Consider the following 11,318-nt stretch of genomic DNA (forward strand, 5'->3'; position numbering starts at 1 on the left):
GTTCGGCCTTCGATGCGAGCAACCCGCATGCCGCGCCCACGGGGCCTGCAGCGACCAGCGAAGCCCAGTTTGCAGGCAAGCACGCTCGCTGGATGGGCGAAAATCCTGCATCACGCGGGAAATGCCTTCGAAGCAGGCTGGCACGCGCGTTGCGAGGGGCCTGCAGCCGCCATGGGGGCGAGGCAGTTCCACGGACCATCTCATGCTGGCCACGCGCCAAAGAGTGTTGCGACGCTTCTGGTATCCGGTGATACCGGAGGGCGCGCTGGCAGCCGGCAAGCCGGTGCCCTTCCGCCTGCTCGGCCGGGACATCGTGCTGTGGTGTGGGCCGGGCGGCGCGCCGTGGCGCTGACCGATCGCTGCCCGCATCGCGGCGCGAAGCTCTCCACCGGCTTCCTGGACGAGGCGGTGCCGGAAGGGCCGGCGCTGGCCTGCGGCTATCACGGCTGGGCCTTCGGCGCCGATGGGCGCTGCGTGAAGGTGCCGCAGGCGCATGACCCGCTGCGCGGCATGAAGGGCGGCGCGCGGGCGCATCACGCCGCGGCGCGCTATGGCTGGATCTGGGTGTGCCTGGAGGATCCTGCGCAGCCCATCCCTGAAATCCCGGAGGCCGCGGACCCCGCCTTCCGCCGCATCGACGAATTCCACGAGGCCTGGGCCGTCTCCGGCCTGCGCATCATGGAGAACAGCTTTGATACCGCGCATTTCTCCTATGTGCATGCGGCCACCTTCGGGATCCCCGAGGATCCGAGGCCCGCACCCTCGACCATCGAGCATACCGATTGGGGCTTCGTCATGCGGTCCGAGGCCCCGGTCTCCAACCGCGGCATCAGCAAGCAATTGATCAAATCGGACAGCGACCGCACGGTGCGGGTCATCGAGGGCCGCTGGTTCCTGCCCTTCTTCCGCACCAGCCGCATCGACTATCCGAGCGGCCTGACCCACATCCTCTGCACCGGCGCCGCGCCGATCGACGATGCGCACAGCATGATCTGCCAATGGGTCTATCGGAACGACAGCGAGGCGGAGTCGCCCGCCGCCAAGGTCATCGAATTCGACCGCGCCGTGACGATGGAGGATCGCACGGTGCTGGAGACCACGACCTTCGACGTGCCGCTGGAAATGGGGGCGGAGCTGCACATGCCGGCGGACAAGCCGGGCATCGAGATGCGGCGTCGCCTGGCCGCGCTGCTAGCCGAACATGGCGAGCGGGAGGCCCGGCTTCCCGCCGAGGAATGATGCCTCGCCCGGGCTTGCGGGGCGCCGCGGCCCGGTCGCATAGTCCGGACAAATCAGCTTCGATCGAGGATCCGATCATGTCCCGCGATGGCTTCCTGTCCCGCCCCCTGACGCGACGCACCGCACTCACCGCCGCCACCCTGCCGCTGCTGGCGCCCAGTGCCCGGGCGCAGCAGCGCTTCACGGGGCGCGAGATCGTGGCGACGGCCTTCGGCGGGCCGAGCCAGGACCTGATCCAGCGCCTGGTCTATGACCCGATCGCTCGGGAGACCGGCGCGCGCGGCACGCAGACGCCGCTGCTCTCGGCCAATGCCTTCGCCCGCATGCGCGCCGAGACGCAGGCGCCGCAGATCGACCTCTTCATGTACTCCGGCGGCCAGCAGGTGGCGGCCAAGGCCGGCGACCTGACGCAGAAGCTGCCGGATGCGCCCAACTTCGCCAATGTCCCCGCCAATCTGAAGGATGCCGATGGGCAGTGGATCGCCTGGGGCCTGGTGACGGAGGGCATCCTCTATCGCCCGGACAAGATCGCGACGCCGCCGCGCAGCTATCGGGACTTCTTCAAGCCGGAGTTCGAAGGCCATATCGCCTTCCCGCACATCACAAACGGCTATGGCACCGACTTCCTGGTGATGCTGGCCAAGACCTTCGGCGGCAGCGAGCAGAATATCGGGCCGGGCTTCGAGGCGCTGAAGCGCATCTCCGGCCGCGCCAATATCTTCCGCTCGGCGGCGGAGGTGCAGACGCTGTTCGCCTCGGGCGATATCTGGATCATGCCCTATGACGGCGCCTCCGCCATGCGCAGCAAGGCCATGGGGATCCCCGTTTCCTACGCGGTGCCGGAGGAGGGCGCGCCCTATGTGCTGCTGACCGGCGCGGTGGCGAAGCGGTCGCGCAATGCGGATATCGCGAGCTTCGTGCTGAACCGCCACCTGGACCCCGAGGTGCAGACCGCCATCGCGCGCGAGATCGGCTGGGCGCCGGTGAACACTGCGACGCAACTGCCGCCGGATGTCGCGCCCTTCATGGCGCCCACCGACAAGCTGGCGAATCTCGACCGCGACGCGATCAACGCGAACCGCCCGGCCTGGACGGACCGCTTCAACCGCGAGATCGCGCGCTGAGATGATCGAAGGCGCCCGGCGAGGGCTGATCGCTGCCGGGCTGCTCGCCCCGGCGGCGCTGGTCTTCGCCATCCTGTTCGTCTGGCCGCAGCTCGGGCTGTTTCTGCAATCCCTCGGCGGCCCGCCGACCTTTTCGCGCTTCCTCGGCGACAGCTACTATCTTGGCGTGCTGGGTAACAGCCTGCTGCTTGGCGTCTGTGTCACGCTGGTGACGCTGGTGCTGGGCTTTCCGCTGGCCTTCCTGCTGGCGCGGGCGGAGACGCGCTGGGCCGGGCTGCTGCTGCTGCTGACCACCTTTCCGCTGTGGGTTTCCGCGGTGGTGCGCAGCTTCGCCTGGATGGTGCTGTTCTTCCGCTCCGGCGTCGCATCCCGCTTCCTGCAGGGCACCGGGCTGGTCGCGCCGGATTTCCAGCTCATCGGCACCTTTGCGGGGGTGGTGATCGCGCTGGCGCAGGTGCTGCTGCCGATCATGATCGTCACGCTTTATGCGGTGATCCGTGGCGTCGACCGGGACCTGGAACATGCGGCGATGAACCTCGGCGCCTCCCCGGCCGTGGCGCTGTGGCTGGTGACGCTGCGGCTGGCGCGCGGCGGCGTTCTGGCGGGGTCGCTGCTGGTCTTCTCGCTCTCCGTCTCCGCCTTCGCAACACCGTCGCTGATCGGCGGGGCGCGGGCGCATTTCATGGCGGTGACGATCTATGAGCAGACGCTGGAGCTGCTGGACTGGCCCTTCGCCGCGGCCATCGCCGCCATCCTGCTGGTGATCTCGCTCTCCGTCGCGCTGACCTATGGCAAGCTGCTGGGGGAGAAAACCCGATGACCAGCCTGCGCTCTCCGCTGGGCTGGGTGCTGCGCGGCATGGCGGTGCTCGGCTTCATCTATCTGCTGGGGCCGCTGCTGGTGATCGTCGCGGCCTCCTTCAGCGATACCGGCTACCTGGCCTTCCCGCCGCAGGGCTTTTCGCTGCGCTGGTATCACGCGGCGCTGGCCGATGCGCGCTATCTGACGGGCTTCTTCGTCAGCCTGCGGCTGGCGGCGATGGTCGCGGTGCTGTCGCTGATCATCGGCACCGCCGCCGCCGTGGCGCTGACGCGCTTCGCCTTCCCGGGATCGGTGCTGCTGGAGGCGCTGTTCCTCTCGCCGCTGGTGCTGCCGGCGCTGGTGCTGGCGGTGGCACTGACGCTGTTCTTCTCCGCCAATCCCATCGCGCCACCGGGCATGACTCGCCTCGTCATCTCGCATCTCCTGGTCGGCGTGCCGATGGTTTTGCGAGTTATGCTCCCCGTCTTGCGGCGGGTGGACCCGGCGATCGAGGAGGCGGCGCGCAACCTCGGCGCTTCACCAACAAAAGCGTTCTTCCTGGTGACGCTACCGGTGCTGCGGCCGGGGCTGATCGCCGCGGCGGCGCTGGCCTTCATCTTTTCCTTCGACGAGGTCGAGATGGCGTTGTTCCTGGGCTCGGTCCGGGACGCGCCGCTCACCGTCGTGCTCTATGGCGCCGCGCAGATGCAGATGGACCCGACGGTCGCCGCCGTCTCCTCGCTGCTCATCCTGCTCGCGCTGCTGCTGATGGTGGCCCAACAGATGTATGCGAATCGATGACGAACAGCGCGGATCTGGTGCTGGACGGGCTGGCGCGCCGCTACGGCAGCACCACCGCCGTCGCCCGCATGGATCTGACCGTCGCGGCCGGGGAGCTGGTGGCGCTGCTCGGCCCCTCCGGCTGCGGCAAGACCACCACGCTGCGCATGGTGGCGGGCTTCATCGAACCCAGCGAGGGCCGCATCCTGCTACGCGGCAAGGACATCACCACCATGCCGGCGCATCAGCGCGACACCGGCATGGTCTTCCAGTCCTATGCGCTGTTTCCGCATCTGAGCGTGGCGGAGAATATCGCCTTCGGCCTGAAGCGCCGTGGCGTGCCGAAGCCCGAGATCGCGCAGCGCGTCGCCCGCATGGTCGCCCTGCTGCAACTGCAGGGGCTGGAGGCGCGGCTGCCCAAGCAGCTTTCGGGCGGCCAGCAGCAGCGCGTCGCGGTGGGCCGTGCGCTGGTCATCAACCCTGCCGTCGTGCTGCTGGACGAGCCCTTCTCCAACCTCGACGCCCTTCTTCGGGAGGGCACGCGGATCGAGCTGCGGCGGCTGCAGACGGAACTTGGCCTGACCACCCTTTTCGTCACGCATGACCAGGCGGAGGCGATGGCCATCTCCGACCGCATCGCCGTGATGAACAAGGGCCGCCTGGAACAGCTCGGCACGCCGCGTGAGGTCTATGAGCGCCCGGCCACCCGCTTCGTCGCCAGCTTCATCGGCCGCGCCAATATCTTTGTCAGTCGCGACGGGCGGTCGGAGGATGGGATTCCGCTCGATGGGCCGGAGGGCACGCTGGTGCTGCGGCCGGAGCGCGTGACGCTGGACGAGGCGCCGGCCGAGGGGCCGAACGCGGTTGCGGGCACGGTCGATCTGCTGAGTTTTCTCGGCACCGGGACCCAGGCGGTGCTGCGGCTGCCTGGCGGGCGGCAATTGCTGGTCGAGGGGCCGGCCTCGCTCGCCGACCGTTTTCACACCGGCGGGCCGGCGACGGCGCGCTGGATGCGGGACGATTTGGTGGCGCTTCCGGCGGAGTAGAAACCCCCACCCCGACCCTCCCCCGCAAGAGCGGGGGAGGGAGAAGGCCGCCGCTCTCCCTCCCCCGCGGCGCGGGGGAGGGTCGGGGTGGGGGCAAATACGCAGGAGACTCACCCATGAAATTCGGCACCGCCGAAGCCGCCCCCGGCGAACTCGCCACCGGCACCATCACGCTGACCAGCGACCCGATCGGCCCGCTGCTCTCGCCCGTCATGCTCGCGCGCGGCGCGCTACCGGGGCCGCGGCTGTACATTCAGTGCCTGATCCATGGCGGCGAGAATGTCGGGCCGATCGCCGCCGCGCGCTTCCTGCGCGGTCTGGACCTCAAGACCTTCAAGGGCAGCATCGCCGCCTTGATGTGCGCCAATCCGCTCGGCCAGCGCATGCACAGCCGGCTGATCCCGCAGGACGGCACCAACCTGAACCGCATCTTCCCCGGCAACCCCAGGGGCAGCGTCGGCGAGCAGCTGGCCGACCGGCTGCTGGCGCTCGCCGGCGAGCATGGCGGCGATGCGGTGCTGGACCTGCACAGCGGCGGCGAGCTGACCATCACCGCCTTCTACGTCATCCACGACGCCAAGGGCACGTCGCCCGCCCAGCTTGCCTCCAAGCAGCTCTCGGCGCAGGTCGGCAGCCGCTACCAATGGGGCGCGACGGAGGATTGGATGGAGGGCACCTTCCTCACCCATGTCACGCGCCGGCACAACAAGGCGGCGCTGATCGTGGAAAGCGGCGGCGGCGCCCGCGTGCGGCCGGAGGATCTGGCGAATTTCGCCAAGGCCCTGACCGGCACGGCGCAGGCGCTCGGCATGCTGCCGGGCACGCCGCCGACCGCGAGCGACATCCGTTACGGCGGCAATGCGGTGCATGTGAAGTGCAGCCAGGGCGGCTACTGGGACTGCCGCGTGGAGCCGGGCCAGGACATTCAGGCGGGCGATGTCATGGGCCATATGGTCGACATGACGGGACAGGTGGTGGAGACCATCACCTGCCCCGCGCAATCCGCCTGGGTCGGCTCCATCCGCCGCCCCTGGATGCCGCTCTATGCCGGCGACCAGGTGGTGGAGGTGGTCGAGCGCAAGTAGGAGGGCTCAGCCCTCCCGCTTGATCTCCAGCATCTTCGCGCCGCGCAGCCGGATATCCGCGCATTCCTTGGCGAAGGCCGGCAGGTCCTCGGGCAGCATGCGGCCGAACATGGTCACCGGTGTCCAGCCCAGCGGGCCGAACACGCGCCCGCCATCGCCGTAGAACATGCCGATCTCCCAGAACTCGTCGGCCAGGCCCTTCATCATTTTCGGTGCCTGGTAGAACCACAGCACGTCGCCCGGCGTCGGGATCACCGTCTGGTTCTCGGGCGGCAGGCTCCGCGGGTCGAAGGTCTGGTTCTCCGGCGGCAGGCCGATCATGATCTCCGGCCCCGCGAACATCGCGTGGAAGGACAGCTGCCGCACCGGCGTCGCCAGCGCGCCCCAGATGGCCTCCACCGTGCGGGCGGCGAGCGTCTCATGCAGTTCGACACGGCCGGAAACGCCGGCATCGACGAAGGTGAAGCGCAGCAGGCGGGGCATCGGAGTCTCCTGTATCCAAGGCGCGCAGGATCGTCCCACGCCGCCGCACTGGTCAACCGGGGGCCGCGGCGCCCGGCATTTGGGCAATCCGCCGAGGCCGCGGCCGCACCACGCCGCGGAAACCCGCTGGACCGGCGGCTCGGGCCGTTGGAGGATGCCGCCAGAGAGTGAGATGGGGATCCGTGCCATGGCTGGTTTCACCGTTACCCGACGCAGCGCACTCGCCGCCGGCGGCGGCCTGCTGGCGGGGCTGCGCCCCGGCCTGGCGCCGGCGCAGGGTACGCCGATCAAGATCGGCGAGCTGAACTCCTACGCGCGCATGGCGGCCTTCGCGATGCCCTATCGCAACGCTATCCAGCTGGCGGTGGACCAGATCAACGCGGCCGGTGGCGTGATGGGCGGCCGGCCGCTGGAATTCATCTTCCGCGACGACGGCTCCACCCCCGGCGACGCCGTGCGCGTGGCGGAGGATCTGCTGACCCGCGAAGGCTGCGCCTTCCTCGCCGGCACCTTCCTCTCCAATGTCGGCCTGGCCGTGTCGGACCTCGCCAACCAGCGCAAAAAGCTGTTCCTGGCGACGGAGCCGCTGACCGATGCGCTGACCATGGCGCAGGGCAATCGCTACACCTGGCGGCTGCGCCCCGGCACCTACATGCAGACGCGCATGGTGGTGGAAGCCGCGCGCGGCAAGACGCAGAAGCGCTGGGCAATCGTCGCGCCGAACTACGAATACGGCCAATCCGCCGCCGCCAATTTCAAGAAGCTGATCGGCATCGCAATTCCGGGCGCCGAGATCGTGGCGGAGCAATATCCGGCGCTCGGCCGGGTGGACGCCGGCGCCACGGTGGGCGCGCTGGCGCAGGCGCGGCCGGACGGCATCTTCAACGTGCTCTTCGGACCGGACCTGACGGCCTTCGTCCGCGAGGGCAATACCCGCGGCCTGTTCGAGCGTCGCCTGGTGCTGTCCCTGCTGACCGGCGAGCCCGAATACATGCTGCCGCTGGGCGATGAATGCCCCGATGGCTGGATTACCACCGGCTATCCCTGGGAACAGGTGCAGGAAGCCCCGCACAAGGCTTTTATTGACGCCTATCGCGCCCGCTTCAACGACACGCCGCGCAAGGGCAGCGTGCTCGGCTACGTCACAGCGCAGGTCGTGGCCAGCATGCTGAACAAGGCGAATTCCACCGAGACGGAGGCGCTGGTCGATGCGCTGGCCGACCTGCCGACGCAGACCATCGTGGGGCCCGTCGTGATGCGCGCGCTGGACCACCAGGGCACCATGGGCACCTGGGTCGGCGAGACCGTGCTGCGCGGCCGCACCGGCACCATGCGCAATGCGCGCTACGCCGATGGCGCGAACTACATGTTCCCCGAGGACGAGGTGCGCGCCGCGCGCCCGCGGAGCTGATCGCGGCGCATGGATTTCGGGTTCCTGGTGGTCCAGTCCCTGTCGGGACTGGCCAGCGCCTCCTCGCTTTTCGTCATTGCATCGGGGCTGACGCTGGTCTTCGGCGTCACCCGCATCGTCAATTTCGCGCATGGCAGCTTCTACATGCTGGGCGCCTATATGGCGGTGACGGTGGTGCCCTGGCTGCTGGACTTCGACCGCTCGCCACTGCTGTTTTTCTGCGGCGTGCTGATCTCCGCCGCGGTGGTGGGCGTGCTGGGCGTGGTGATGGAGGTCCTGCTGCTGCGGCGACTCTACAAGGTGCCGGAACTGTTCCAGCTGCTGGCCACCTTCGGCGTGGTGCTGATGGTGCAGGATGCGGTGCTGTGGCTCTGGGGGCCGGTGGAAATTCCCGGGCCGCGCGCGCCGGGGCTGCGCCATGGCGTGGAAATCCTGGGCCAGCGCTTCCCGGCCTATGAGCTGTTTCTGATCTGCGTCGGCCCCGCGGTGCTCGGGCTGCTGTGGCTGCTGATGCATCGCACGCGCTTCGGCATCCTGATCCGCGCGGCGACGCGGGACCGGGAGATGGTGGGTGCGCTGGGCGTCAACCAGGCGATGCTCTTCACCGGCACGCTCTTCCTCGGCGCCTTTCTGGCGGGGCTCGGCGGCGCACTGCAGATTCCGCGCGTCTCCGCCAACTCGCAGATGGATCTCTCGATCATCACGGAGGCCTTCGTGGTCACGGTGATCGGCGGCATGGGGTCCGTGCCCGGTGCCTTCCTGGCCGCCGTCATCATAGGCCAGCTGAATTCCTTCGGCGTGCTGATCTTCCCGAAGATCACGCTGGTGCTGGTCTTCCTGCTGATGGCGGTGGTGCTGGTGGTGAAGCCCTGGGGCCTGCTCGGCCGGCCGGAAGCGGCGGCGGGACGTGCCGCGCTGCCGGAGGGAATCCTGGCCACCCCACGCTTCGGCCCTTGGGAGAAGGTCATCCTGGCCGTCGTGCTGGTCGCGACACTGGCCGTGCCGGTGTTCGGCGACGCCTATACCGTGAAGGTGGCCACCGAGGTGCTGATCTTCGCCCTCGCCGCCTTCTCCCTGAATTTTCTGGTCGGCAATGGCGGCATTGTCTCCTTCGGCCATGCCGCCTATTTCGGCCTCGGCGCCTATGCGGCCGGGCTGCTGGTGACGAAGGGCGGCCTGCCGATGGAGCCGGCATTGATCGCCGCGCCGATCGCCGGCGCCGCCTTCGCCGCGCTCTTCGGCTTCTTCGTGGTGCGGCTGAGCGGCATTTATCTCGCCATGCTGACGCTGGCTTTCGCGCAGATCGCCTATGCCGTCTGCTTCCAATGGGTGGAGGTGACCGGCGGCGACAATGGCGTGGTCGGCGTCTGGCCCAGCGCCTGGGCGCGCTCCCGCGACGTGTTTCACTACCTCGTCGCCGCCTGCTGCATCCTCGGCATCGCGGCGCTGCGCCATGTGATCTACGCGCCCTTCGGCGCCACGCTGCGGGCGGCGCGGGATTCGGAACAGCGCGCGGATGCCATTGGCATCGATGTGCGCATGCATCGCTGGCTGGCCTTTACGCTCGCCGGCGGCGCGGCTGGGCTGGCGGGTGGTCTCTACGCCTTCTCCAAGGGCTCCATCGACCCCACGCTGCTCTCCATCCCCATGTCCATCGACTTCCTGGCCATGCTGCTGCTGGGCGGCATGCAGACGGTGATGGGCGCGGTCGCCGGTGCCGCGGCCTTCCACACCATCAAGGACTTCTTCATGCCGCTGACGGACCATTGGCGGTTCTTCCTCGGCGCCTCCATCATCGCCCTGGTGCTGATCTTTCCGAGAGGCCTGTCGGGCGCCTATGGCGCGCTGCGGAGGCGCGCATGACGCTGCTGGCGGCGGAGAAGCTGAACAAGCGTTTTGGCGGCGTGGTCGCGGCCAAGGATGTCTCCTTCGCCCTGGCGGCGGGCGAGATGCTGGCGATCATCGGCCCGAACGGCGCCGGCAAATCCACCACCTTCAACATGGTGGGCGGGCAGCTGGCGCCGAGCTCCGGCCGCGTGCTGCTGGCCGGCCAGGACATCACCGGCCTGCCGCCGCGCCAGGTCTGCAAGCTCGGCGTCGGCCGCACCTTCCAGGTGGCGCAGACCTTCTTGTCCATGTCGGTCGCCGGCAATGTCCAGATGGCGCTGATCGCACATCATGGCCGCACGCGGGATGTGGTGGCGGATGCGGCCTCGCTCTATCGCGCGGAGGCACTGGCGCTGCTGGCGCAGGTCGGCATGGCGGAGGCGGCGGATCGCCCGATCGGCGAACTGGCCTATGGCGATGTGAAGCGTGTGGAGCTCGCCATCGCGCTGGCCGCCGCACCCAAGCTGCTGCTGATGGATGAGCCCACCGCGGGCATGGCCCCGCGCGAGCGCGCCGCGCTGATGCAGCTCACCGCAAACATCGCGCGCGAAAAGGGCATCGGCGTGCTGTTCACGGAACACGACATGGACGCCGTCTTCGCGCATGCCGACCGCATCCTGGTACTTGTGCGGGGCGAGGTGATCGCGGAAGGCTCGCCTGAATCCGTGCGCGCCAATCCCGAAGTCCAGCGCGTCTATCTCGGCCAATCCGGCCACAAGGCGGCGCTGCGGGCGCGGCGAGGCACGCATGGCTGAGACCGTTCTCGAAGTCTCGGGCGTCACCGCCGGCTATGGCCCGGCCGAGGTGCTGTTCGGCGTCGACCTCACGCTGGAACGCGGTGAGGTTGCGGCGCTGATGGGCCGCAACGGCGCCGGCAAATCCACCACGATGAAGGCCATCATGGGCCTGCTGCCGCCACGCGCCGGCCAGGTGCGCTTCGCCGGCCAGGATATCACCGGCTGGGCACCCTACCGAATCGCGCGCGCGGGCCTCGGCTATGTGCCGGAGGACCGCCGCATTTTTACGGATCTCACCGTGGCGGAGAATCTCGAAGTCGGCCGCCGCGCCGCGCAGGGCGGGCGTGCGGCCTGGACGGTGGAGCGCCTCTACGAAATCTTCCCGAACCTGGCCGAGATGCGCGGCCGCCGCGCGGCGGCCATGTCGGGCGGAGAACAGCAGATGCTGACCATCGCCCGCACGCTGATGGGCAATCCGGAGGCCGTGCTGCTGGACGAACCCTCCGAGGGTCTCGCGCCGGTGATCGTGGAGCTGATGGCGGAGGCCGTGCTGCGCATGAAGGCGGAAGGGCTGTCCGTGTTGCTCTCCGAACAGAGCCTCGATTTCGCCGCCGCCGTCGCAGACCGCGCCTATGTCATCGAGAAGGGCGGCATCCGTTTCGCCGGAACCATGGCGGCGCTGGAAGCGGATGACCACATCCGCACCACCTATCTGACGGTCTGAC

The 11,318-nt window shown here is 68.9% G+C and carries 12 protein-coding genes; 11 read left to right on the forward strand and 1 reads right to left on the reverse strand.

Features of this window, described 5'->3' with window-relative positions; genetic code table 11:
• Positions 1 to 202: 202 nt before the first annotated feature.
• The 7 genes from J3S20_RS15940 to J3S20_RS15970 all read left to right on the forward strand — a co-directional run bounded on the left by J3S20_RS15940 (position 203) and on the right by J3S20_RS15970 (position 6,075).
• Positions 203 to 352, forward strand: a complete 150-nt coding sequence (locus J3S20_RS15940; RefSeq protein WP_216837472.1) for a Rieske (2Fe-2S) protein — start codon at positions 203 to 205, stop codon at positions 350 to 352.
• Entirely contained in the window at positions 343 to 1,239 is an 897-nt protein-coding gene (locus tag J3S20_RS15945; protein WP_216837473.1) for a Rieske 2Fe-2S domain-containing protein, read from the forward strand. The genes J3S20_RS15940 and J3S20_RS15945 overlap by 10 nt, the downstream gene beginning before the upstream one ends.
• A 77-nt stretch (positions 1,240 to 1,316) precedes the next feature.
• A complete protein-coding gene (locus tag J3S20_RS15950) occupies positions 1,317 to 2,363 on the forward strand; it encodes an extracellular solute-binding protein (RefSeq protein ID WP_216837474.1) in 1,047 nt (348 codons plus the stop codon).
• A 1-nt stretch (position 2,364) separates the two neighbouring features.
• A complete protein-coding gene (locus J3S20_RS15955) occupies positions 2,365 to 3,183 on the forward strand; it encodes an ABC transporter permease (RefSeq protein ID WP_216837475.1) in 819 nt (272 codons plus the stop codon).
• Positions 3,180 to 3,965, forward strand: a complete 786-nt coding sequence (locus J3S20_RS15960) for an ABC transporter permease (RefSeq protein WP_216837476.1) — start codon at positions 3,180 to 3,182, stop codon at positions 3,963 to 3,965. Before J3S20_RS15955 ends, J3S20_RS15960 begins: the two co-directional genes overlap by 4 nt.
• On the forward strand, positions 3,962 to 4,990 hold the full coding sequence (locus tag J3S20_RS15965; RefSeq protein ID WP_216837477.1) for an ABC transporter ATP-binding protein: 1,029 nt from the start codon (positions 3,962 to 3,964) through the stop codon (positions 4,988 to 4,990). Before J3S20_RS15960 ends, J3S20_RS15965 begins: the two co-directional genes overlap by 4 nt.
• A gap of 116 nt (positions 4,991 to 5,106) precedes the next feature.
• Positions 5,107 to 6,075: a succinylglutamate desuccinylase/aspartoacylase family protein gene (locus J3S20_RS15970; protein WP_216837478.1), complete on the forward strand. Its 969-nt coding sequence runs from the start codon at positions 5,107 to 5,109 to the stop codon at positions 6,073 to 6,075.
• Between the two features lie 6 nt (positions 6,076 to 6,081).
• Here the strand turns inward: J3S20_RS15970 and J3S20_RS15975 are convergent, their stop codons facing one another.
• The gene (locus tag J3S20_RS15975; RefSeq protein ID WP_216837479.1) at positions 6,082 to 6,558 is read right to left on the reverse strand and encodes a DUF3830 family protein; all 477 of its coding nucleotides are present in this window, start codon (positions 6,556 to 6,558) and stop codon (positions 6,082 to 6,084) included.
• A 187-nt stretch (positions 6,559 to 6,745) separates the two neighbouring features.
• On the opposite strand from J3S20_RS15975, the gene J3S20_RS15980 reads away from it, so the two are divergent.
• Genes J3S20_RS15980 through J3S20_RS15995 form a run of 4 tightly spaced genes read left to right on the forward strand, consistent with a single transcriptional unit; the run spans position 6,746 to position 11,317 of the window.
• Positions 6,746 to 7,969, forward strand: a complete 1,224-nt coding sequence (locus J3S20_RS15980) for an ABC transporter substrate-binding protein (protein ID WP_216837480.1) — start codon at positions 6,746 to 6,748, stop codon at positions 7,967 to 7,969.
• A 9-nt stretch (positions 7,970 to 7,978) separates the two neighbouring features.
• Complete coding sequence (locus tag J3S20_RS15985) at positions 7,979 to 9,832, forward strand: ABC transporter permease (RefSeq protein WP_216837481.1); 1,854 nt, start codon at positions 7,979 to 7,981, stop codon at positions 9,830 to 9,832.
• Complete coding sequence (locus tag J3S20_RS15990; protein ID WP_216837482.1) at positions 9,829 to 10,611, forward strand: ABC transporter ATP-binding protein; 783 nt, start codon at positions 9,829 to 9,831, stop codon at positions 10,609 to 10,611. The genes J3S20_RS15985 and J3S20_RS15990 overlap by 4 nt, the downstream gene beginning before the upstream one ends.
• On the forward strand, positions 10,604 to 11,317 hold the full coding sequence (locus J3S20_RS15995; protein ID WP_216837483.1) for an ABC transporter ATP-binding protein: 714 nt from the start codon (positions 10,604 to 10,606) through the stop codon (positions 11,315 to 11,317). Before J3S20_RS15990 ends, J3S20_RS15995 begins: the two co-directional genes overlap by 8 nt.
• Position 11,318 lies beyond the last annotated feature (1 nt).

It is taken from the genome of Falsiroseomonas tokyonensis (assembly GCF_019024325.1).
Lineage (GTDB): Bacteria > Pseudomonadota > Alphaproteobacteria > Acetobacterales > Acetobacteraceae > Falsiroseomonas > Falsiroseomonas tokyonensis.

Coding starts and splice junctions, on each gene's coding strand:
- J3S20_RS15940 (WP_216837472.1), top strand. CDS start 203: ATGCTGGCCACGCGCCAAAGAGTGTTGCGACGCTTCTGGTATCCGGTG.
- J3S20_RS15950 (WP_216837474.1), top strand. CDS start 1,317: ATGTCCCGCGATGGCTTCCTGTCCCGCCCCCTGACGCGACGCACCGCA.
- J3S20_RS15955 (WP_216837475.1), top strand. CDS start 2,365: ATGATCGAAGGCGCCCGGCGAGGGCTGATCGCTGCCGGGCTGCTCGCC.
- J3S20_RS15960 (WP_216837476.1), top strand. CDS start 3,180: ATGACCAGCCTGCGCTCTCCGCTGGGCTGGGTGCTGCGCGGCATGGCG.
- J3S20_RS15965 (WP_216837477.1), top strand. CDS start 3,962: ATGACGAACAGCGCGGATCTGGTGCTGGACGGGCTGGCGCGCCGCTAC.
- J3S20_RS15970 (WP_216837478.1), top strand. CDS start 5,107: ATGAAATTCGGCACCGCCGAAGCCGCCCCCGGCGAACTCGCCACCGGC.
- J3S20_RS15975 (WP_216837479.1), bottom strand. CDS start 6,558: ATGCCCCGCCTGCTGCGCTTCACCTTCGTCGATGCCGGCGTTTCCGGC.
- J3S20_RS15980 (WP_216837480.1), top strand. CDS start 6,746: ATGGCTGGTTTCACCGTTACCCGACGCAGCGCACTCGCCGCCGGCGGC.
- J3S20_RS15985 (WP_216837481.1), top strand. CDS start 7,979: ATGGATTTCGGGTTCCTGGTGGTCCAGTCCCTGTCGGGACTGGCCAGC.
- J3S20_RS15990 (WP_216837482.1), top strand. CDS start 9,829: ATGACGCTGCTGGCGGCGGAGAAGCTGAACAAGCGTTTTGGCGGCGTG.
- J3S20_RS15995 (WP_216837483.1), top strand. CDS start 10,604: ATGGCTGAGACCGTTCTCGAAGTCTCGGGCGTCACCGCCGGCTATGGC.